This is a genomic window from Paraburkholderia rhynchosiae (assembly GCF_002879865.1).
GTDB classification, from domain to species: domain Bacteria; phylum Pseudomonadota; class Gammaproteobacteria; order Burkholderiales; family Burkholderiaceae; genus Paraburkholderia; species Paraburkholderia rhynchosiae.
Map to the genome: position 1 here is coordinate 228714 of NZ_PNXY01000006.1, position 21289 is coordinate 250002.

The 21289-nt window shown below is 62.7% G+C and carries 18 protein-coding genes; 9 read left to right on the top strand and 9 right to left on the bottom strand.

Annotated features, from left to right (window positions below):
• Window positions 1–22 precede the first annotated feature (22 nt).
• From C0Z16_RS11095 to C0Z16_RS11105, 3 genes are all read right to left on the bottom strand, one after another.
• Window positions 23–1240 carry a cation diffusion facilitator family transporter gene (locus tag C0Z16_RS11095; protein ID WP_102632187.1) on the bottom strand — a complete coding sequence of 406 codons (1218 nt, stop codon included), beginning with the start codon at window positions 1238–1240 and terminating at the stop codon, window positions 23–25.
• Window positions 1241–1544: 304 nt separating this feature from the next.
• Window positions 1545–1847: an H-NS histone family protein gene (locus C0Z16_RS11100; RefSeq protein WP_102632188.1), complete on the bottom strand. Its 303-nt coding sequence runs from the start codon at window positions 1845–1847 to the stop codon at window positions 1545–1547.
• A gap of 393 nt (window positions 1848–2240) precedes the next feature.
• The gene (locus C0Z16_RS11105) at window positions 2241–2903 is read right to left on the bottom strand and encodes a HugZ family pyridoxamine 5'-phosphate oxidase (protein ID WP_102632189.1); all 663 of its coding nucleotides are present in this window, start codon (window positions 2901–2903) and stop codon (window positions 2241–2243) included.
• Window positions 2904–3080: 177 nt separating this feature from the next.
• Between C0Z16_RS11105 and C0Z16_RS11110 the strand changes: the two genes are divergently transcribed.
• Window positions 3081–4292, top strand: a complete 1212-nt coding sequence (locus C0Z16_RS11110; protein WP_102632190.1) for an MFS transporter — start codon at window positions 3081–3083, stop codon at window positions 4290–4292.
• Window positions 4293–4550: 258 nt separating this feature from the next.
• On the opposite strand, the gene C0Z16_RS11115 is transcribed toward C0Z16_RS11110, so the two are convergent.
• Window positions 4551–5696: a branched-chain amino acid ABC transporter substrate-binding protein gene (locus C0Z16_RS11115; protein WP_102632191.1), complete on the bottom strand. Its 1146-nt coding sequence runs from the start codon at window positions 5694–5696 to the stop codon at window positions 4551–4553.
• A gap of 446 nt (window positions 5697–6142) precedes the next feature.
• Window positions 6143–7243, bottom strand: a complete 1101-nt coding sequence (locus C0Z16_RS11120) for an NAD(P)H-dependent flavin oxidoreductase (protein WP_102632192.1) — start codon at window positions 7241–7243, stop codon at window positions 6143–6145.
• A gap of 308 nt (window positions 7244–7551) precedes the next feature.
• Here C0Z16_RS11120 and C0Z16_RS11125 point away from each other — a divergent pair, with 308 nt between their 5' ends.
• Both C0Z16_RS11125 and C0Z16_RS11130 read left to right on the top strand, forming a co-directional pair.
• Window positions 7552–8250, top strand: coding sequence for a dienelactone hydrolase family protein (locus tag C0Z16_RS11125; RefSeq protein WP_102632193.1), 699 nt, complete (start codon window positions 7552–7554; stop codon window positions 8248–8250).
• 201 nt (window positions 8251–8451) lie between these two features.
• Window positions 8452–9990, top strand: a complete 1539-nt coding sequence (locus tag C0Z16_RS11130) for an amidase (protein ID WP_175130643.1) — start codon at window positions 8452–8454, stop codon at window positions 9988–9990.
• A gap of 206 nt (window positions 9991–10196) precedes the next feature.
• Here C0Z16_RS11130 and C0Z16_RS11135 read toward each other — a convergent pair whose 3' ends face one another.
• The 3 genes from C0Z16_RS11135 to C0Z16_RS11145 form a co-directional block, all read right to left on the bottom strand.
• The gene (locus C0Z16_RS11135; RefSeq protein WP_102632195.1) at window positions 10197–10508 is read right to left on the bottom strand and encodes a high-potential iron-sulfur protein; all 312 of its coding nucleotides are present in this window, start codon (window positions 10506–10508) and stop codon (window positions 10197–10199) included.
• A 156-nt stretch (window positions 10509–10664) separates the two neighbouring features.
• Window positions 10665–11771 carry an NAD(P)/FAD-dependent oxidoreductase gene (locus tag C0Z16_RS11140; RefSeq protein ID WP_102632196.1) on the bottom strand — a complete coding sequence of 369 codons (1107 nt, stop codon included), beginning with the start codon at window positions 11769–11771 and terminating at the stop codon, window positions 10665–10667.
• Between the two features lie 257 nt (window positions 11772–12028).
• Window positions 12029–13006 carry an AAA family ATPase gene (locus C0Z16_RS11145; RefSeq protein ID WP_102632197.1) on the bottom strand — a complete coding sequence of 326 codons (978 nt, stop codon included), beginning with the start codon at window positions 13004–13006 and terminating at the stop codon, window positions 12029–12031.
• Window positions 13007–13319: 313 nt separating this feature from the next.
• Between C0Z16_RS11145 and C0Z16_RS11150 the strand changes: the two genes are divergently transcribed.
• Both C0Z16_RS11150 and C0Z16_RS11155 read left to right on the top strand, forming a co-directional pair.
• Window positions 13320–13820 (top strand): hypothetical protein, encoded by a 501-nt coding sequence (locus C0Z16_RS11150; protein WP_102632198.1) that lies wholly within the window; start codon window positions 13320–13322, stop codon window positions 13818–13820.
• A gap of 130 nt (window positions 13821–13950) precedes the next feature.
• On the top strand, window positions 13951–14748 hold the full coding sequence (locus C0Z16_RS11155) for an endonuclease/exonuclease/phosphatase family protein (RefSeq protein ID WP_102632199.1): 798 nt from the start codon (window positions 13951–13953) through the stop codon (window positions 14746–14748).
• 83 nt (window positions 14749–14831) lie between these two features.
• Here the strand turns inward: C0Z16_RS11155 and C0Z16_RS11160 are convergent, their stop codons facing one another.
• On the bottom strand, window positions 14832–15812 hold the full coding sequence (locus tag C0Z16_RS11160) for an aldose 1-epimerase (RefSeq protein ID WP_102632200.1): 981 nt from the start codon (window positions 15810–15812) through the stop codon (window positions 14832–14834).
• A gap of 304 nt (window positions 15813–16116) precedes the next feature.
• Here C0Z16_RS11160 and C0Z16_RS11165 point away from each other — a divergent pair, with 304 nt between their 5' ends.
• The 4 genes from C0Z16_RS11165 (at window position 16117) to C0Z16_RS11180 (ending at window position 21267) form a co-directional block, all read left to right on the top strand.
• A complete protein-coding gene (locus C0Z16_RS11165; RefSeq protein ID WP_244201212.1) occupies window positions 16117–17199 on the top strand; it encodes a LacI family DNA-binding transcriptional regulator in 1083 nt (360 codons plus the stop codon).
• Between the two features lie 108 nt (window positions 17200–17307).
• On the top strand, window positions 17308–18339 hold the full coding sequence (locus tag C0Z16_RS11170; protein WP_102632202.1) for an ABC transporter substrate-binding protein: 1032 nt from the start codon (window positions 17308–17310) through the stop codon (window positions 18337–18339).
• Between the two features lie 233 nt (window positions 18340–18572).
• Window positions 18573–20225, top strand: coding sequence for a sugar ABC transporter ATP-binding protein (locus tag C0Z16_RS11175; protein WP_407070664.1), 1653 nt, complete (start codon window positions 18573–18575; stop codon window positions 20223–20225).
• Window positions 20215–21267 (top strand): ABC transporter permease, encoded by a 1053-nt coding sequence (locus C0Z16_RS11180; RefSeq protein ID WP_175130642.1) that lies wholly within the window; start codon window positions 20215–20217, stop codon window positions 21265–21267. Before C0Z16_RS11175 ends, C0Z16_RS11180 begins: the two co-directional genes overlap by 11 nt.
• Window positions 21268–21289 lie beyond the last annotated feature (22 nt).

A 21289-nucleotide genomic window follows, 5' to 3' on the forward strand; every position in this document is an offset into this window, starting at 1 on the left:
GCGCGCGCGCCGCTGTGCGCAATCAGGTGGCGCTGTGCGGGGCCGTGGCCTTGCGCGGATCGTCTGCAGCGCGGGATGGCGCCGAGGTCGCATTCAGTTCGCGCAAGACATCGAGCTTACGGGCACCCAGGCGGCGCTTCAGCGCGGCGAAATCGATGCGCGCGAGCCCTTGCGCGTCGTTGTCCGGAACCTGCGACGACTGTGCCGGCAGTACGACTTCGACGTCGAGTCCTGTACTCAGATAATGGATGTTCACCGCCGCGGCCTTCACGCCGCCTGCCGCCAATGCAGCGTTGACTTCCGCGACGACCCGCTCACGAAGAGGCAGACCAACGGGTGGATGAGCCACCGCATCGTTCTCCGGGTCGACGTGGATCAGCGCGTCGAGCACCCGGTTGTCGCTCAGCACGCGTAAGCGCGCCGTTTCCGCAATGTAGTGCCCCTCCGACACTGAAATCAGCGGATCGACCAGAATGTGCGCGTCGACGAGCGCGAAGTCACCCATCTTTCTCGTGCGCATTTCATGAACGTCGCGCACGCCAGGCGTCGACAGCAGCAGCGCACGCATGTCGGCGGTGGCGGCTTCGTCGAGCGCGCGGTCGGACAGATCCTGCAGCGCGTCCCATCCGAACATCCAGCCCATGCGCGCCACCATGAAACCGACAATCGCGGCGGCGATCGGATCGAGCAGCCGCACGCCCGCAAGACTGCCGAGAATACCGAGCGCGACCACCAGTGACGACGCCGCGTCCGAACGCGCATGCCACGCGTTCGCAATCAGCATGGCTGAACGCACGCGTTGCGCTTCGCGCAGCATATAGCGGAACAGGCTCTCTTTCGAAATCAGCACGAGCACGGCCACAACGAGCGCGCTCAAATGGACAGCCGGGATGCTGTGGAGATCGGCGAGGCGCGTGCCGGCACGCCACAACATGCCGAAGCCGACCGCGATCAGCAGCGCGCCTAGAAATAACGAAGCGACCGTCTCGTAACGGCTATGTCCGTAATTGTGATCGGCGTCCGGCTTCGCGCCGCTGTGCCGATTGGCAAACAGCACGACAAGATCGGAAATCAGATCGGCAAGCGAATGGATGCCGTCGGCCACCAGTGCCTGCGAGTGCGCAAACACGCCGATGATGATTTGCAGCGCCATCAATACCGTATTCAGCGCAATACTGACAAACGTACTTTTGCGCGCAACGCGGTGTTTCTCGGCGGACTCGATGGCAGCGGAAGGCATCTGGGAAGAAGAAGCAGAAGTTCGATTCCTCTATTCTACCCGCCACGTCTCGAAAACGAGCGCGCGAATTTGCAAAACATCTTTTAAATCAGGTGGTTATGAAAACGAAAAGCATTCGCATTCGAGTTACACCGAACGTCCGATGCGAAGGCTCCCGCGAGATGGGTGCCGCAATGAAAAAGCCGCGTCCGAAACGGTACGCGGCCTTCAAGGTGACGTGAGCGCGCTCACGCGACTGAGGCCAGCATTCATATTACCTTTAATGCGAGAGGCATTACAGCGCCTGAGAAAATTCCCACGCGAATTACTTTTGAATCAGAAACTTCTCGCGATCCAAGCCGGCAATCCACCGCGGCGGTTTGCCGCGCCCCGACCACGTGCTGCCGCTTTCCGGATCGCGGTATTTCGGCGCGACGCCCGCACGCGGACGAGCGGCCTTGGCGCCTTTGGGAGCACGGCCGCCGCCCAGCTCGTTTAGGGAAATGCCGTAGTCGGCCATTTTCTGTTTGATTTCGTTCAGCACTTCCGCGTATTCGCGCGACTTCGCTTCTTCGATCTGCTTTTCCAGCTTCTCTCGCTGCGCGAGTAGTTCCTTGTAGGAAGACATAGGTTCCCTTGTGGTTTGGATTAATGACTGCCAGTCTCAAGCCGGCTTGCCCTTTGAAGATGTTCATGCCTCGGAATTTGAACGCGAGATTAACACAAAATAGAAAGACTACAAATGCGTCGGCGTAAAACTAATACGAGCGTGTTTCGAAAACTTCGTTGAGCGGCGCTGTCACGCGTTGCCTTTCATTTGGCTGCTTCCGCCATTTGCGGAAAGATCGGAGTTTGGATCGGTAAATATGGGATTAATTATCAGCGCATGAAAATTAAGACAGACTTGGGAAGCCAACATTTCATTTCATGAGAGGTTTCACATGAAACGTCGTAACATATTGCAACCGCGCTTTCGCCATGGGCTTCCGCGATAAGGTTTTCCCCAATCGGCAATAAACGCCTAATTGGTTTGGCTCCAGATGCAATCTCCTAGCGTGGCGTGCAAGCTTTCCATGTCCGGCTTGGCACTATCGAAGGCAAGACGTTTGCGCGCGCCGTTCAGCCTCAGATCGGCGCCATACCGATCCACGCCAATGAGCTGATATCCGCCGGATTTTGAAGCCGCGTCGGCGAACTTAGCAATGAGCGCCTCTTCTTCACCGGAGTCGAGCGCAGGCAGAGGATCTAGCTCGTCGCCGTCGAGCCATCCCATTGCACCGAAGCCACCGATATATCGCAGGCGGTCCAGCTTCATCGTCCAGAACGTGAAGTCGCCGAGCGCCAGATAGCGCTCGGCGTCCGGCTGATAGCGCAAATAACGCGCGACCAGTTCCGGCGTGGGATCGACCGGTTCGAAGGTGCCCAGCAACGTGACGCGCTGACCATTCAGCACGTCGCCGTCGGGCGCATCGACAACCAGAAACCCGGCGCGCGGATCCGCGTGCAAATTATGCGTATGCTCGGCGAGCCGGCTCACCAGAATGGTCGGCCGATGCAGCGGGTCGGGCGCAAAGGGCAGCACGGACGGATACGGAAAGCCTTCCGGCTGACGCGCGTGCGTGGCGAGCGTGCCGACGGCGGTGCTGTGCAGCAGGTGCAATGGAGCGTGAGCGGGAATGTTCAACTGCGCCCTCCTTGTGAATGAATTCTGATCGGCGGAGATTGCCGGAACAAAACAAGCTCCGCGCACCCCGTCTCCGAGGTGCGATTCCACGCCTTCAAGCATAAGACAGCGCGCTTCGTTAGAATCGGAAATTCGCTTTCAGTGCGCTTTCTTTCGCACCTTCCTCACGAGACTTCCGTGTCCGATCGTTCTTCCGACTTCGCCGCCATCCCCGCCGCTCACCGGGACCTGTCCGACACCGCTCGTCAGCGAGCCCGCATCGCCACGATGGCGGTGTTCTTCATCGCAGGGATGGTGTACGGGTCGTGGGGCGTGCACGTGCCGACCGTGCGCGACCGCTTCCACCTTAGCCCGGCGCTGCTGTCCCTTGCGCTGCTGGCCGTCGCTGGCGGCTCGATCGGCGCGATGGCGGCCAATGCTTCGTGGATTGCACGCGTCGGCACGCGCCGCGCCTGCCTGACCGGCGGCCTCGTGATGGCGGCCTGCGCCTCGTTGATTCTCGTGGTCCCGTTTTACTGGCTCTTGCTGATCGTGCTGGCCATCTTCGGCGCGGGCATGGCCACGCTCGATGTCGCGATGAACGCCGAAGCGAGCGCCGTCGAGAAAGCGCTGGCGAAACCGATTATGTCGTCGTTGCACGGCATGTTCAGCGTCGGCGGGATGGCTGGCGCGGCGGCCGGCGGCGCGCTGCTCGCGCATGGTATGGCGCCGGCCGTGCATCTTGCGTTGGCCGGCGCGGTTAGCGCGCTCGTGTTGATCGCCGCGTGCCCGGCCGTGCTGCCGCACGTGCCGCATGATGAACACCCAGACTCCGCAACGCCGCGCGCCAACCGCTGGCGCTCGCCGGCGTTGTGGGCGCTCGGCACCGTAGCTCTCGTCGCGCTGATCGCGGAAGGTGCGATGTATGACTGGGCGACTGTCTATATGCGCGACGTCGTCCTCGCTACGCCGGCTCTCGCCAGCGCCGCCTATGCGGCGTTTTCCGGCGGCATGGCCGCTGCGCGTTTCGCCGGCGATGCCGTGCGCGCCCGCTTCGGCGCGCCGCAGCTGGTAATGGCGAGCGCAACGCTTGCACTGGCGGGAATGATCGGCGCGCTTCTGCTGCCGAATCCAGTCACGGCGCTCATCGGCTTCACGCTGATGGGCCTCGGCCTCGCCAACATGATGCCAGTGCTGTTCGCGGCGGCGGCAAGCGTGAAGGGCATTCACGCGGCCGAGGGCCTTGCGCACGTCGCGGGGCTCGCGTACTTCGGGATGTTGTTCGGGCCGGTGATCATCGGCGCGGTGGCGCAGGTGACCAATCTGTCGATCGGACTCTCCTTGGTCGCCCTGTGCTGTGCGTTGATTGCGATCGCCGGTCCGAAGGTGTTGCGGCGATTGAAGATCTAGCGGCAAGCCACCGCGGCCTGCCGGGCAACTTCGTCCGCACATCACGGTCCATGATGTGTAGGAATTCGTCCGCGACCCATGCAATCCGACTCACCATACACGGACCCGATCGGTCCGCACGTCCGCAACGATTGCGCGAGCACACCAGAACACACTGCACTGCAACGCTCAAAAGAAAAGGCACGCGACCCAAGGTACGCGTGCCTTTTTAACCATGCGATTCGCGGACAGCGCGACGCTGTCCGCACACATGCGGTTTTACATCTTCACTACGTCAAGCAGCGTCTTCTTGCCCGACTTGTAGTTGTACAGCGAGATCACGCCGTGCTGAAGGTCACCCTTCGAGTCGAATGTCGTTTCACCGATCACACCCTTGTAGTCGGTCGCCGGCATGGCTGCCAGGATCTTCGCCGGATCGGTCGAGTTAGCGCGCTTCATAGCGTCGACGATGATGTACACAGCGTCATACGTGAACGGAGCGTAAATCTGGATCGGCTGACCGAAACGCTTCTGATACTTGGCGAGGAACGCCGCGCCGCCAGCCATCTTCTCGAGCGCCATACCGGCTTCCGAGCAGACGATGTTGTCGGTTGCGTCGCCGGCCAGATCGGACAGCTTGTCGGTACAGACGCCGTCGCCTGCCAGCACCTTCGCGCGCAGGCCAAGTTGCTTGGCTTGCTTTGCGAACGGGCCGCCGGTGGCGTCCATGCCGCCGTACATGATCGCGTCCGGGTTTTCGCCCTTGATCTTCGTCAGAATCGCGCGGAAGTCGACAGCCTTGTCGTTCGTCGCGTCATGCGACATCACGTTCAGGCCCAGCGACTTTGCCGTCTTTTCGAATTCGTTCGCGAGACCCTGGCCATAAGCGGTCGAGTCGTCGACGATCGCGACGCTCTTCACTTTCAGACCCTTGGCTGCGTAATTCGCCAGTGCCGGACCTTGCTGCGCATCGGTCGCGACGACGCGGTACGTCGTCTTGAAACCTTGTTGCGTGTAGGCCGGGTTCGTTGCCGACGGCGAGATCTGCACGATGCCTGCGTCGCTATAGATCTTCGAAGCCGGAATCGACGTACCCGAGTTCAGGTGGCCGACCACTGCGACGACTTTATCGTCGACCAGCTTCTGCGCGACTTGCGTAGCGGTACGCGGGTCGGCCGCGTCGTCTTGCGCGTCGAGTTGCAGCGTGACTTTCTGGCCGCCGATCGTCAGGCCTTTCGCGTTGATTTCCTCAACTGCCAGGCGTGCGCCGTTTTCGTTGTCTTTCCCCAGGTGAGCGATACCGCCAGTCAGCGGTGCAACGTGACCGATCTTGACTACCGTATCGGCCGCGGCCGTTGTTGCCAACGTTGCGAACAGCATCGCCGCAGCGCTGATCGGCAACAGCTTTTGAATCTTGATGTTCATGTAAGTCTCCAGTTTCGGTCCCAAAAACAACGTAATCGCCCTGTGCCCCCGCTTCCCCAACACGTGTCGCTCAGTCCCGTGGACGACCACGCCGGTTGCATCGTTCATGCACTTGGCCAGTACGTCCGCCGGACTGTTTGTGGCAGGCGGCGACCCGTACTTGCGCGCAAGTGTAGGCTATCAAATTAATTTGTGGGACTTTTTTGAGGAAGTGGGATGAACACTAATAGCGTTTATCCAGCAGCGACCAATTCCGGCTTGGACGACGCCTCGGAGAACACCAGCCCATGCGGGTTTCCGCTATGTGCGGCGTTCGTTCAGGAAGAAAAACCCGAAGCTTTTAGCGGGTTAAACCGTTAATGGTTCGAATGGGGTTTAAGCGGGGTTTGATGGTGAAAACGACGCGCGCCGCAAGCGGGGGCGAGGCGTGCCTGACTTACGCGCAATCAGCGCTTGAACGCGGCGATGCGTGCGCTTGCCGCAAGCCATTCCTGCTCGAGTTGTCCCATCAATTCCGCGGCGCCGAAGTCTTCGCGCCGCACGCGTCCGAGAGGCGCGCCCTGGCCCGACCACAGTGAGAGATAGTCGCCGTTCTGCGCGCGGCCCGCGGTTTGACGCAGCTCCTGCGTCAATGCGTTTTGCACGGGATACGGCGCGATGTTTTGCGGCGCTTCGCTCAAACGCTGCATCAATGGATTGCGTATGCCGCGAGCATGGCGGCCGGTGATCGCGCGCGTCACCGAGGTCGACGTATCAGAGATGGAGCGCAGACGGTCTTTCCACGCCTGCGGTATTGCGCTCTCGTGACAGCTCAGAAACGCGGTGCCCATGACGACGGCTTGCGCGCCAAGGGCGAGCGCCGCGACGATCCCGCGTCCGTCCATGATGCCGCCCGCGGCCAGCACCGGAAGCCCGGTCGCGTCGACGAGCTGCGGCACGAGCGCCATCGTGCCGACCAACGCCTCTTCGAACGAACCGATGAACGTGCCGCGATGCGCGCCCGCCTCCGAGCCTTGCGCGGCGATCGCATCGGCGCCGGCATCGCGCCACGCGACGCCTTCGGCGACATGCGTCGCTGTGCCGATTACATATTGGCCGTTGGCATGCAGCCGCGCGATGTCCTCGCGTGCGAGCAGCCCAAACGTGAAGCTCACCACCGGTACGCGCAGCTCGATCAGCGCCTCCAGTTGCGCGCGGAAGTCAGGCGCGTAGCGTTCGAGCGGCCGGCCCGGCGGCAAGCCGAGGTCGGCTCGCAGCGGGTCAATCGCTTCTAGCGCGCGGCTCACGGTGGCGTCATCCGGCGTGGCGGGCTCCAGCACGAACAGATTGACGCCGAACGGACGATCCGTCAGCGCACGAATCGCCGCGACCTCCGTTCCAATTTTCTCGGGCGACAGCGCCGCGCCCGCCAGCGTACCCAGGCCGCCGCTATTCGACACCGCAGCCACCAGTTCGGGCGTGGTGGCGCCCGCCATTGGCGCCTGCACGACCGGCACTCGCAATTCAAAACGCTCGGCAAACGGCGTCACACAATTGCCTTCACTCATAATCGATTCTCCTTCGCGCAACCGTTCGCCGTCCCGACGAACTATTACGGTGGACTGTACCGGTGCGCTGCGCAACGGAAAAATGAATTATCGAGAACGTTTCAATCGTCCTACGAGATTGCTTGGGTTGTCTTGCATCGCCTTGCTCACGCGTGCCGGACGGGCTTTGGAAGCTGCACGCAAGCTTCAAGGGGCCTCGCTGCAATACCTTTCTTTTGATGGCACACTGACCGCCCGCCAGGCACTGTAGCCTCTGGCCTTCATTCAGACTGAAACTCGCGCAGCCGCGCGCGACTATGGAGAACACCATGAGCACGACGTCCCGATGGATCGACATCCCTGCCGGCAACGACACGTTCGGCGGCTATCTCGCGCTGCCCAAAGGCGGCAAGGGGCCGGCCGTCATCATCATTCAGGAAATCTTCGGCGTGAACAGCCATATCCGCTCGGTCGCGGATCAATACGCGCAAGACGGCTACGTCGCGCTCGCACCGGACGTGTTCTGGCGTGTGCAGCCGCGCGTCGAACTCACGTATGAAGGCGCTGACCGCACGAAGGGCGTCGAACTGATGCAGAAGCTCGACGCGAATCAAGCCGCCAGCGACATTGGTGCCGCGGCCGCCGCATTGCGCGCAATGCCCGAAGTCACCGGCAAAGTCGCCGCGATTGGCTTTTGCTTCGGCGGACGGCTCGCGTACATGGCGGCGGCGCTAGGCAGCGTCGACGCCGCGGTCGCGTATTACGGCGGCGGCATCCAGAACCAGCTCGATGAAGCCGCAAAGATCAAGGTGCCGATGCAGTTTCACTACGGCGAACTCGACCAGCATATTCCGCTGTCGGCCGTCGGTCAGATTCAGGAACGCTTTGCCGGACGCACGGACGCCGAGTTCCACATCTACCCCAACGCCGATCACGGCTTCAACTGCTCGGACCGCGCGTCGTATAACCAGCGTGCTTCCGCTCTCGCGCACGGCCGCACGCTGACTTTCCTCGGCGAGCGTTTGTAAGTGACCGTGACTTACGCGTCTCGTCACGCGTGCGCGTAAGTCAGTTACCCTGTCAAAGACGGCGTGCCGCCAGCGCGCTGTCTTCTTTCATGCACGCCGATAGACGCGGCTCGACGATCACGGCGTGCCCGTGCCATAACGCCGTTCGTCGCGCGCATGAACAACCGGCATTCCACACCCCGCACCGAGGGCTCCTCCGTCGTGCTATCAGACTATCTCGCCCATGACGCCATCGGCCTCGCCGAACTGGTGCGAACGCGCGAAGCCAGCGCTCGCGAGTTGCTCGACATCGCGATCTCGCGCACCGAAGCGGTCAATCCCGCGATCAACGCAATCGTGCTGAAGGACTACGAAGCCGCCCGCGAACGCGCGTCGCGTTATGACGCGAGCCAGGCGAACGGCGCCAACCGCGCGACTGGCGCGAATGCCGACGGTGCTTTCGTCGCGCAAACAGCGCTTGCCGGCGTGCCGTATCTGATCAAGGATCTCGGCGCGCCGATTGCCGGACTGCGCATGACGATGGGCAGCCGCCACTATCGTCATTTCATTCCCGGCGAAGACGCGCCCGTGGTCGCGCTCGCGAAAGCGGCCGGCCTCAATATCTTCGCAAAAACCAGCACGTCCGAACTCGGGCAGATGCCTTATACGGAGCCCGAACTATTCGGTGCGTGCCGCAATCCGTGGAATCTGGACCATACGCCCGGCGGATCCAGCGGCGGCGCGGCGGCGGCAGTGGCGGCCGGCATTGTGCCGCTCGCGCATGCGTCGGATGGCGGCGGCTCAATCCGCATTCCGGCTTCGTGTTGCGGATTATTCGGCCTCAAGCCTTCGCGCGGACGCGTGCCGCGCGTGAGCGCCGCCGTTGCGGCCGGTGAACTCGGTGTCGATCACGCGGTATCACGCAGCGTGCGTGACAGCGCGTTGCTGCTCGATCTGCTGGCGGGCAACGCGGACCGTCCGGTCGGCGCGCCGGGAACGTTTCTCGGCGCGAGCCGCGAGCCGTGCAAGCCGTTGAACATCGCTTACATTACCGAACCAATGCTCGCGCCGTCCCTTTCCGCCGACGCGCGCGCCGCGCTCGACGACGCGGCGCAGCTCGTGAGTTCGCTCGGCCACAACATCGAGCCGATTTCGCTTGGCATCGATTTCGCGGCGGTCCGGCATGCGTTTCTCACGCTGTGGTCCGTGACCGCGGAAGACCTCGTGCTGAACGCCGAGCGCATCACCGGACGCAAACCGCTTCGCGACGAGTTCGAAATCGCGACATGGGCGATGGCGCATGTAGGCCGCAAACTGGGTGAGCGCGGCTTGCCCGCCGCGCTTGAAGAACAGCGCCGCATCACCCAACGTCTCACAGATCTGTTGCAGCGCTACGACGTGATTCTGTGCGCGACGCTCGCGGGCGCGCCCCTCAAGATTGGCGAGATGCAGCCGACGTCGACGGAACGCATGCAAATGCGCGCCGTGACCGCGATGCCGCTCGAGCCGCTGCTGAAGAAGCTGCTTGCGCAAGCGTCGAACAAAGCGTTCGCTTGGGCCGGTTGCACGGAACTGTTCAATCTGAGCGGTCAACCCGCCATGTCGATACCGCTTTACTGGAACGCGCGCGGACTTCCGATCGGCGTCCAGTTTGCGGCGCGCGACGGCGGCGAAGCGACGCTGTTGTGCCTTGCCGCGCAACTCGAAGCGGCGCGGCCGTGGTTCGACAAACGGCCGCCGCTGATGAATGCGCGCAGTTAGGCGAGCCATGATGTGGACGGCTCAAGCGCCTTGCGAGACGCGTCGGGATCGACCTGGAGCGTAAAGACCGCGCCGGCCGTTTTAAGGCCGCAAAAGGGCGCCTGTCGCGCGTGGCGGCAGACACCCGGCCATTGCCCTTCAAATGAACGCTGCAATGTTGCAGCGCTTTTCGCGCAACACACAAGGGCGGCGCCCTCGGGACACGATCAGGCCTTCTTGTTATAGGCGCTGCACCAACCCTTGGCTGCGACCTGCTTGCCGGCGAACATCGGGCACGGTGCGTAGGGATCAGTCGCCTTTCCCTGATAGAAGCTGCAATTGCCGCAGTCCTGGCCCGGCGCGTACTTGGCGAACTTCGCCTTGTCGACCTTGCTGGCGTCTTCCTTGTAGCCGAGCGCTTGTGCGGTGGGATCGCTTTCGGCGACCTTCGGTGCATCGGCGAAGGCCTGGCGCGACAGCGCGAGCGACGAGGCAACACCAATGCTCGTAATCAAAAATGTGCGACGGGAAGATTTCATGGGGACTCACTCCATTTATATTGAACTGATCGCCGTTCTGATGACAGCGGTCCCCAAGCATAGCAATGAAGCCGTCGCGCGTGACGGCTCAAATGCTAGAGATAAGCGAATTGGTACAACTTCGCGCACTGTCGAGTCGGGCCGAAACCAGCTCCCTCACGCGCGCCCGCTAAGTTCGCAGACACGCTGTGCGATTGCAAGCGACGCCGTCAATCCCGGCGATTCGATACCGAACAGATTCACGAGTCCGCGCACGCCATGGGCGGCCGGTCCTTGAATCACGAAGTCGGCGGCGGGTTCACCAGGACCGGAAAGCTTCGGACGAATTCCCGCATAAGCAGGTTGCAACGCATGGTCCGGAAGCGCGGGCCAGTAGGCGCGAATCGCCGCGTAAAAAGATTCTGCGCGCCGCGGATCGACGTCGTAATTGATCGTATCGACCCATTCGACGTCGGGACCGAAGCGCGTCTGGCCACCGAGATCGATGGTGAGATGCACGCCGAGTCCCGCTTCGTTCGGCATCGGATAGATCAGGCGGCTGAACGGCGCGCGTCCGGAGATGCTGAAATAGTTGCCGCGCGCGAGATAGAGCGGCGGCACGTGGCGCGCGTCAAGTCCGCGAATGGTGCGAGCCAGAGCGTTCGCATGCAGGCCGGCGCTGTTGATCACGCAAGCCGAGCTGATTGTAGTGGGCGCGTCGCCGCCGACCTTGATGATGAAGCGGCCGTTGCCTGCTTCGATCGCTTCGACCGGCGAGTGAAACGCGAACACCACGCCATCGCGTTCGGCATCGCCTTGCAACGCGAGCATCAACTGATGACTGTCGACGATACCCGTCTGCGGCGAGAACACGGCCGCCACACATTCGAGCGCCGGCTCCAGCGCCTGCGCCTGGTCGCCGGTGACGCGCATCAGGTCGAGCACGCCGTTTTCACGGCCCTTCGCCAGGATACTTTCGAGCTGCGGAATCTGATTGGTCGACGTCGCCACCAGCAGTTTGCCGCAGCGCGAATGCGGCACGTGGCGCTCGACGCAATAGTCGTAAAGCATCTCGCGGCCCCGCACGCACAGCGTTGCCTTCAGCGAGCCGCGCGGATAGTAAATGCCCGCGTGAATCACCTCGCTGTTGCGCGAACTGGTGCCAACGCCGATCGCCTCGGCCGCTTCCAGCACGATCACTTCGCGCCCGCGCGCGGCCAGCGCGCGCGCCACCGCGAGCCCGACCACGCCCGCGCCGATCACGACACATTCGATTTGGTCCATGTCCCTTGACGCGGCCGACTTCGCCGCGCACTGCCTCGTCCACCAATATAGATGACGACAGCATGCAGCCAACGAACTCCCTACACCGCTCGCTGCCGAACGCACTGCCGTTTCGCAACCCGCTGCGTGGAATTGTACGACGCCGCACAGACAGCCATGCCCGCCGTCGTTGCCGGCGGCGGGAATGGCCAGATAAAGGGCAGCTCCGGGGAGCTTAAAAGCAGCTCAGCGGGCGCCGCAAGAACGGACAGGAGCGCTCAGAAGCCGATGGGTCTGCGCCGGTTGCCGTAGTCGAGCCGAATATCAGCCGCGCCGATCTGGTCGCGTCCATCGATCCGCGCCGCGCCGAATCCATTCAGAATCGAGCGGCGCATTTCGCGGGGCGACGCGTGTTTGAGCGCATCGAGCGCGTCGTCGCCGAGCAGTTCGGGAAACCGCAGACCCCAGTTGTGCGCGCCGCGAATCTCCGCGTAAATGGATTGTGCGATGCGGCGCGCGCCGTCGCGATCCGGCGGCGGAATCTCGTACACGTTCATCCGGTTGAGGATCGGCTCGGGAATTGCACGCTCGTCGTTGGCCGTGGCGATCCAGATCACGTGGCCGGCGTTGATGGGAATCTCGGCGAATTCGTCGATGAAAGTCTGCGCGGTGTCGTGCTCCAGCAGCGCGTACAACGCACCCAGCGGATCGTATTGCGAGTCACCCGTGGCCTTGTCGATTTCATCGACGGTGATGACCGGGTTCGCATAGCTGCCGTTCACGAGCGCGTCGAACACCTTCCCCGGCTTCGCGTTTTTCCATTGCGACGACGCACCCGAAAGAATCCACCCGGCCGTCAACGAACTCATCGCGACGTACTGATAGGCCGTGCCGAGCAGGCGCGCTAACTGCTTCGCAAAGTGCGTCTTGCCGATGCCGGGATCGCCGAGCAGCAGAATCGGCATCAGCTCGAGCCGGTCTTCCGTCTCGAGACAGAGGGCGACCTGCTTGCGGATGTCGTCGAGCGGACCGGCAAAGTTGGGTAGCGCGTCGATCAGATCGTCGATCGACGGCATCCGGTTCGGCTTGACGCAGAAGCGCAGATTGCCGGTTTTCAGCATCTTTTCGTAGGTTGTGCGCAACGCCTCGTTCGCGCCTTCGCCGAGATCGTTCAGTGCGGTCTCGACCTGATCGAGGTCGTACACCCGACTGAAAGACGCCACGGCGATTTCCTGTTTGACCATTGCAGTTGTCATTGCTCACCCCGTCTGACTGGCCTTGCCTGGCGGCACCTGATGGGCGCCGTTTCAGGTCCAGTTTAACGAGGACAGAACCGCACGCAAGCCAGCAGTCCTGTGGCTCTGCTGCTAACAATCGCTCGCCAACGGGGGAATAACCGGTCGTTTTCGACAACGCCTGCGAGAAGTTCCGTCGCGATTACCGACCCAGTCCGAAATGGATTGTTGCAGAACCCGGCCCCGTTTAACGTGTCAGAAAAGCGTTCAGCGTATCAGGCGTAAGATGGCCATCTGACTACGCCGCCGGATGCAGTCACCGGAGATTCGCTCTATGTGGAAAACCAGTATCGTGGCCGTGCTGCTTGGCACTTCGTTGCTTGCACACGCACAACAACGACCCCCGCAGGTCGTGCAGTGGGAATTGCAAGTGTTGCGCGACGGCCAGCAAATCGATGCGTTCGACGGCACGACCACGGTCGGCCAGGCGCGCACGGATACGCATCACAAGGTGGTCCAGCATAACGTCGGCTGCAAGGATCAGCCGGCCGGCAGCATTGACCTGGCGCGCACGCTGACGGTGTCGCCGCTGCAGGCGGACGGCAACGAAATCACCCTGTCGATCGACGCACAGGAGACTTTCGAGGACGACGCCGCACGGCAAACCGACACCGGCTGCAAGCTCCCGCCGCAGCCGCGCAAAGTAAGCGCGAGCCATCCGGGTTTGAAGATGGCGTCGGGTCAATGGACGAGCTGGACGATCGTCGACAAAAATCCGGTGCTGGTCTATCGCGTGCGCGCAAGTCTCACGAACGGCAGCAACGCTGCGAATTGAGCTGAAAGCGGAGGGTTGAAAAGCGAAGCGGAAGAGCCAACCTGAACGACGCGCGAACGATGCAGGAACCACGCACGAACAACGCACGAAAAATCGAAGCCCCGAAAACAGAACACGTGGATAACGCGGCATGCGAAACCCCGAAGAATTGATCCGCGAAAGCGCAGCACCCAAGGATTTTGTGGCGGTCAGCTGGAACCTGCACAAAGGCCGAACGCCGCTTGGCTTCCAAGCCTGGCAGGCCATGCAGCGCTGGGTTCAGTCGACCCACGCGGACGCCTACTTTTTGCAGGAAGCAATGGCGCGGCGCATGCCGTCGCCGGTACTGGCAAGCAATTTCGGCGCGCCGGTTGCCGATCCTGTGAGCGATGTCTGGCATTGCCAGGCCACTGAAATCGCGCGCGCGCTCGAACTGGAAATCGCGCTCGGGCCCAACGTATTCAAGCCGTCCTGGCGGCACGGCAATGCAATCCTGTCGCCGCATCCGCTCGATCTCGGCGGACGCTGGGACATCTCAGCGCATCGCTTCGAGAAACGCGGTTTGCTGGTCGCGCGCGCGACCTTCGGCGGACACTCGGTCACGCTGTTGTGCGCGCACCTCGCGCTGACGCGCTCGGCGCGCTTGCGTCAGATGCATTGGATCGCGCACTGGATCGCGAAGGAAGCGCCCGACGGTCCGCTCGTGCTGGCCGGCGACTTCAACGACTGGCGCAACGATTCGGTGCCGCTTTTCGGCGAGCATGGACTGCATGAAGTGGCCACGCTGCTTGGCGAATCCGGCCGCACGTTTCCGGCGTTCTCGCCCGCCCTCGCGCTCGACAAGATGTTCATCCGCGGGATGAAGCCCGTCGAATGGATCCAGCCGACGCAGGAGACGGCGTGGCTCTCCGATCATCTGCCGTATATGGCTCGCTTGCGCGTTGAGTGAGGCGCGTGCATGCCGATGATGCAGGGGCGGCGTGACCGCCCTTATTTGTGGGCTACGTCAGGGCTTGAACTGAAGCGACGCCGCTAGCTTCGCTTCGGCGTCCACGTCAGCGTGGCGGCAATCTCCTCGCCCGGTTGCAACACGCAGCCGCCCACATGCTCATGCGGGCCCTCCGCGTTGAAGCAATCGGTGGTGTTCGTCACGGGCTCGACACATAGCTGCGCGTCGTCGGCGGGCGCGAATATCACCATATGATCGAACGGCGCCTCCGCGGTCATCGTCAATTGACGATGTTCGTCGGGCCACGCAATCGTCGCTCCACGCGCCCAGTTTGCGAAGTTGTTGTCCAGCTCGAAAGCGTCCGGCGACAGGCCCTCGCGCAACGCATCGACTGCGGGATGCGGGCCGAGATGCGTCGGCAGTACGTCGGCGTCGGCGTGCCACATTGCTTGTACTTCGGCATAGACGCGCGTTTGCGGCGTGCGCGGATAGTACGGGTGATGACCCATGCCGAAAGGCATCGGCCGCTCGCCAAGGTTTTGCGCGGATAGCGTGATGCGCAACGCTTCGCCACTCAACTCGATGCGCTGCCGCGCGCGGTAGCGGAACGGCCAGTCGCCGGGTATTTGCGAATCGGGCTCATGTTCGAAGTGCAAGTCCACCGAGCTTGGCGTGAGCGCTGCCGCTTGCCACGGACGCCGCCACGCGTTGCCATGCAGCGCGTGTGCAAAGCGAAGGTCATTGCCGCTGAGATCGACGGTAGCGCCGTCGAATGCGAAGCGCGCATCGCGGATCCGGTTGCAATACGGAAAGAGCGGAAAGCTCGCCATGCGCAAGGGGTCGCGCTCGCTGAATGCGGCGGATGAAGCCGGACGCAGCCAGTGCATCGGGCCATCCGGCGTGCTCTCGTAGAAAGCCGCCAGCGCGCCGCCTATCCCGGGCGCGATGACGAGCCGCAACGCGCCCGCCGTCAGCGTCACAAGCTGCGGCGCGATGGAAGGATCGTCGAGCCACGTAAGCTCCGCTGCAACGGGCGATGTCAGATTCGGAAAAGCGTCGGGCATGGTCAGAAAACGTGTGTCAGGCAGAGGGCGGCGGCGATGCGCATGCAGTCTCCGTCGATGTGCCGCACAAGGCGCGCGGTCCTGGCCGGTCGTAAGGTCCGCGCGTCGCAGAATCGCACGCCAAAGGTTGCGGGTCAATATTATTAGTAATAATTGCATGTGGTGGCGCCGACATAAAAGCCCGGCGAGCGCAGTCAGTGACGGGTTAGCGCGCGTTGCCGCGCGCATATTATTAGTGGTACCGTCAGCAGCAGGATGCCACGGCATGTCTTTGTTTTAACGCCGCTGCAGCGCGGCCCGCACAATGAAAAAATCGACTCAACGCCGTCCCACCATGACCGACATCGCCAAGTTCACGGGCGTGTCGCAATCGACTGTCTCTCTCGTCCTGAACAACGCGACCGGCGCGAAGTTTTCCGAGAACACCCGCAAGAAAGTGCTGAAGGCGGCGCACGACCTCGGCTACCACCTTTCGCCGCGCGCGCCGGTGGCGGCGTCGAGCGACGAGCGAAATCTGATCGTCTATCTCGCCGACGAAATCTCGACTAGCCCGCATCCAGTGGTCAATGTCGATGGCGCTCGCGACGCGGCCTACGCGAGCGGCAAAATGCTGGCGGTGTATTCGACGCACGGCAACGCCGAGATCGAAAAGCAGGTGCTCGACACGACTCTGTCGAACCCGCATGTGCTCGGCGTGATTTACGCGACCGTCTATACGCGCAAGGTGACGCCGCCCGCGGCGCTCTCGCGCGTGCCGACCGTGCTGCTGAACTGCTACACGGGCGAGAGCGGCTTTTCGTCGGTGGTGCCAGCGGAAGTCGCAGGCGGTCATCTGGCGACCGATTATCTGCTGCAAGCCGGGCATCGGCGGATCGGTTATATCAACGGCGAGCCCTGGCAGGATGCGTCGAAAGACCGGCTCAAGGGCTACCGCACCGCACTCGCCACCGCCGACCTGCCGTACGCGCCCGAGCTCGTGCGCGACGGCGACTGGAGTTCGGGACTCGGATTCGAACTCACGCTTTCGCTGATGCGCGAACCGAATCCGCCAACCGCGATTTTCTGTGCGAACGACCTGACGGCGATCGGCGCGATCGAAGCGCTGAAGCAGCTTGGACTTCGCGTTCCCGAAGATGTATCGGTGCTCGGCTACGACGACCAGGAAATTGCGCGCCACACGCATCCGCCGCTTTCCACGGTCGTGCTGCCGAACTATGAACTGGGACGCTGGGCCGTCGAAACCCTGCTTCAGGAAGACCATAACCGCGCGGCGGGCGCGCCTGTCCGGCATCGAATGGTGAAGCTCGACGGGCCCCTCGTGGAGCGCGCCTCGGTGCGGGTAATTACCGAGGCAAAAAACCCAATGACTAATATTATTAGTGATTGACCGATAATAATTAGCGATGAAATAATCGGCACGTCCGGCCCTTGTGAAGTGCCGGCTGGCAGGAGAAATCAAAAAGCAAATACATCTCACCAGGTACTGGAGGAAGACATGGCGTTGCTCAACAACGAGGCGCGCGGGCACGCGCGCACGCGGCAGATTCGTCCGCTGGCGGGTTCGCTGCTGGCTCTGGCAATGGGTCTCGGCGCGGGGCTTGGTGCGCTCGCGGCCCACGCGGACGACGGCCTGCCGAAGCTGGTAACCAAGACTCCGCTGAAGGTCGGCTTTGCGCAGACCGAAAGCAATAACCCCTGGCGTCTTGCAGAAACGCGCAGCTTCAAGGAAGTGGCCGCGAAGTGCGGCTGGCAGCTCGTGATGACCGACGCCAACGGCTCCAATTCCAAGCAGGTCTCCGACATCCAAAGCATGATCGCGCAGCATGTCGATCTGCTGGTGTTCCCGCCACGTGAGGAAAAGCCGCTGGCGCCCGTCGTTCTTCAGGCGAAAAAGGCCGGCATTCCCGTGATTCTGGTCGACCGCAACGTCGATCAATCGGTGGCCGTGGCGGGCCGCGACTACATCACGTTCATCGGCTCGGACTTCATCGATCAGGGGCATCGCGCGGCGAACTGGCTAATCAAGGCAACGGGCGGCAAGGCGAAGATCATCGAACTCGAAGGCACCACGGGCGCGTCGGCGGCGAACGATCGCAAGAAGGGCTTCGACGAAATCATCGCGAAGAATCCGGGCATGACGATCATCGCGTCGCAAAGCGGCGACTTCGCGCGCGACAAGGGCCGTCAGGTGATGGAAACGTTGCTGCAAGCGCACCCGGACGTCACCGCCGTCTATGCGCATAACGACGAAATGGCGCTCGGCGCGATCGCCGCGATCAAGGCGGCGGGCAAGCAGCCCGGCAAAGACATCCAGATTGTCACGATCGACGGCACCAAGGGCGGGCTCGAGGCAATTGCCGCCGGCGAACTCGGCGCGAGCGTGCAGTCGAGCCCGTTCTTCGGCCCACTCGCCTGCGACGTCGCGCAGCGTTTCGCGAAGGGTGAAAAGATCCCGACGTGGGTCAAGGTGTCGGACCGTTTCTACGACAAGAGCAACGTGCAGCAGAGCATGCAATACGGTTACTGAGCGGCTATCGAGAGGCTATTGAGCGGAACCGCGCAACCATGGCAGCAGGAAGTCTCCGCCTTGAAAACAGTCTCCTGTGAAGGCGGATGACGGGCAGGGTTCGAAGCGACGCGCCCGTGAATCCACGGACCGTCGCTTCGCTTTTATGCGGCGTAATATGGTCAACCGCAGATGCTCAACCTCATGGTCAACTGCAGATGGTCGACCGCAGCACGCGCATCAGGAGGACACCTGTGACGCAATCCGGCATGCACACGCCCCACTCCGCGCAGAGTGCGCAATCTCCTGGTACCCGTGCGGTTCTGCTCGAGATGCAGGACATCGGCATTAGCTTCGGCGGCGTACCCGCGTTGCGCGGCGCGAATCTGAGCGTCGCGGCCGGCGAGGTGCATGCGCTGATCGGCCAGAACGGCGCGGGCAAATCGACCATGATCAAGATCCTGACCGGCGCCTATCGGCGCAGCTCGGGCAGCGTGCGCTTCGAGGGGCGCGACGTCGATTTCCGCACGCCGAAACAGGCGCGCGAAGCCGGCATCAGCACGATCTATCAGGAGATCAATCTCGTACCGTTCCGCTCGGTGGCCGAGAACATTTTTCTTGGCCGCGAGCCGCGCCGCTTCGGTCTGATCGATTGGCGCACGGTGCAGCAACGCGCTGGCGCGCTGCTCGAATCGTTCGGCTTGCATATCGATGTGAAGAAACCGGTGGGCCGCTATTCGACTGCGATCCAGCAGATGGTCGCGCTCGCGCGCGCCGTTTCGTCCGACGCGAAGATGGTCATCATGGACGAGTCGACCTCGTCGCTCGATGAACGCGAAGTCGAGTTGCTGTTCACCGTGGTGCGCAAACTACGCGACGATGGCCGCGCGGTGATCTTCGTGTCGCATCGGCTGGACGAACTGTATGCGCTGTGCGACCGCGTCACGGTGATGCGCGACGGGCAGACCGTCGCGCAAAGCACGATGGCCGAGATGGACAAGCTGCAACTCGTCACGACGATGCTGGGCCGCACGCTCGCCGCCGTCGTGCACGACGATCCCGCTGCACGTGAAGCGAATCTCGCGCGTCGAGGCAAGCAGGCGATCGCTGCGCACGATCTGGCCGCACATCCCAAAGTGAGCGACGTGTCGCTCGAAGTGCACGCGGGCGAAGCCGTGGGTCTCGCCGGCCTGCTCGGCTCGGGTCGCACGGAAACCATGCGGCTGATGTTCGGCGCCGATCCGCTGGAACGAGGTTCGCTCTCCATCGGCGGTGAAGCCGTGGCGCTGAAATCGCCTCAGGACGCGATCGCGCGCGGCCTCGCGTATCTCACCGAGGATCGCAAGGCCGAAGGCATCGTCCCCGAACTGTCCGTGCGCGACAATCTCACACTCGTCTGTCTGCGCACGCTCGCGAAAAATGGCGTGGTCGATGTGAAGAAGCAGCAGGCGATTGTCGAGCGTTTCATTGCGTCGCTTGGCATCAAGCTGAGCTCCGCCGATCAACCGATCCGCGAGCTCTCGGGCGGCAATCAACAGAAGGTGCTGCTCGCGCGGTGGCTGGCCGCCGAGCCGGCCCTGCTGCTGCTTGACGAACCGACGCGCGGCATCGACGTGGGCGCGAAAGCGGACGTCGCGAAGATCGTGCGCGAACTGCGCGACGCGGGCCTCGCCGTGCTCATGTCCGCGTCCGAACTGGAAGAACTGACGGCGGTCGCTGACCGCGCGGTCGTGATCCGCGACGGCCGGACGGTCGCCGAACTGAATGGCGCGGACATGAGCGAGAGCGCGATCATGGACGCGATCGCCTACGGCGGCGACGGCCGTTCGGAACTGGCCGAGGCCGCGCAGACAGCGAGCGCCGCACATATCGAAGACGCGTTGGAGGGCGACCGTCATGGCGTTTAAGCTGCACACGGAGTCGTTGCAAAGCGAACCCCAGCGCGAGCCGCAATCCAGCAGCGAAGTCGCGCCCGGATCGGCAAACGCGCCGCGCCCTTCGCAAGCGACGACAGTACGCAACTGGCGGCGCCTCGCGATGCAACGCGAAATTATCGTGCTGCTCGCCATGGTCCTGTTCAATCTGATCTTCACGCCGCATTTCTGGTCGCTGCAAACCTTCAACGTGAATCTCACGCAGGTGGTGACGATCGTGATCGTCGGCATCGGCATGACGCTGGTGGTGGCGACGGGCGGCATCGATCTGTCGGTCGGCGCGTCGATGGCGATCTCAGGCGCGCTCGCGCCGATGCTGTTCCTGAATATCCCCGGACCTGGCGGCATTGCGTTGGCGTTCGTGCTTCCCGTGCTGGCCGCCGCCTTGTGCGGCGTCTTCAACGGCCTGCTCGTAACGAGGCTCGCCGTTCAGCCGATTGTCGCGACACTCGTGCTTTTCATCGCCGGACGAGGCATTGCTCAGGTCGTCACCGATGGCAGCCTGCAAGCGTTCAACACGCCCGCTTTCCAGTGGATCGCGCTCGGCAAGATCGCGGGCGTGCCGTTTCAGGTGCTGTTGATGTTGGCGCTGGTCGCTGTGTTCGCGTGGGTAGTGCGCAAGACGCTGTTTGGCCAGTATCTGCTGATCACCGGCGGCAACGAGAAGGCGGCTTATCTGTCCGGCGTGCCGACGGCCACCGTGAAGCTCATCGCCTACACGCTCTGTGCGGCGCTCGCGGGACTGGCGGGGCTGATCTCGATTTCGGTGAATTCGTCGTCCGATGCGAACGTGGTCGGGCTGGGCATCGAGCTGGATGCGATCGCCGCGGTCGCCGTCGGCGGCACTGCGCTAACGGGCGGCAAGGCGTTTATCGGCGGCACGCTGATCGGCGCGTTGATCATCCAGTTGCTGCGCTACACGTTGCTCGCGCACGGCATTCCGGATGCGGCGGCACTCGTCGTGAAGGCCGGCATTATCGTCGCGGCGGTGTACGTGCAGCGGAGCTCGCGCTAACGCCCAAAGGAGCTTTCCCGCG

Excerpts from the sequence above, each read along its gene's own strand:
- C0Z16_RS11170 (WP_102632202.1), top strand. The coding sequence starts at position 17,308 with ATGGCGTTGCTCAACAACGAGGCGCGCGGGCACGCGCGCACGCGGCAG.
- C0Z16_RS11095 (WP_102632187.1), bottom strand. The coding sequence starts at position 1,240 with ATGCCTTCCGCTGCCATCGAGTCCGCCGAGAAACACCGCGTTGCGCGC.
- C0Z16_RS11145 (WP_102632197.1), bottom strand. The coding sequence starts at position 13,006 with ATGACAACTGCAATGGTCAAACAGGAAATCGCCGTGGCGTCTTTCAGT.
- C0Z16_RS11125 (WP_102632193.1), top strand. The coding sequence starts at position 7,552 with ATGAGCACGACGTCCCGATGGATCGACATCCCTGCCGGCAACGACACG.
- C0Z16_RS11135 (WP_102632195.1), bottom strand. The coding sequence starts at position 10,508 with ATGAAATCTTCCCGTCGCACATTTTTGATTACGAGCATTGGTGTTGCC.
- C0Z16_RS11180 (WP_175130642.1), top strand. The coding sequence starts at position 20,215 with ATGGCGTTTAAGCTGCACACGGAGTCGTTGCAAAGCGAACCCCAGCGC.
- C0Z16_RS11165 (WP_244201212.1), top strand. The coding sequence starts at position 16,117 with ATGAAAAAATCGACTCAACGCCGTCCCACCATGACCGACATCGCCAAG.
- C0Z16_RS11155 (WP_102632199.1), top strand. The coding sequence starts at position 13,951 with ATGCGAAACCCCGAAGAATTGATCCGCGAAAGCGCAGCACCCAAGGAT.
- C0Z16_RS11115 (WP_102632191.1), bottom strand. The coding sequence starts at position 5,696 with ATGAACATCAAGATTCAAAAGCTGTTGCCGATCAGCGCTGCGGCGATG.
- C0Z16_RS11120 (WP_102632192.1), bottom strand. The coding sequence starts at position 7,243 with ATGAGTGAAGGCAATTGTGTGACGCCGTTTGCCGAGCGTTTTGAATTG.
- C0Z16_RS11100 (WP_102632188.1), bottom strand. The coding sequence starts at position 1,847 with ATGTCTTCCTACAAGGAACTACTCGCGCAGCGAGAGAAGCTGGAAAAG.
- C0Z16_RS11140 (WP_102632196.1), bottom strand. The coding sequence starts at position 11,771 with ATGGACCAAATCGAATGTGTCGTGATCGGCGCGGGCGTGGTCGGGCTC.
- C0Z16_RS11160 (WP_102632200.1), bottom strand. The coding sequence starts at position 15,812 with ATGCCCGACGCTTTTCCGAATCTGACATCGCCCGTTGCAGCGGAGCTT.
- C0Z16_RS11150 (WP_102632198.1), top strand. The coding sequence starts at position 13,320 with ATGTGGAAAACCAGTATCGTGGCCGTGCTGCTTGGCACTTCGTTGCTT.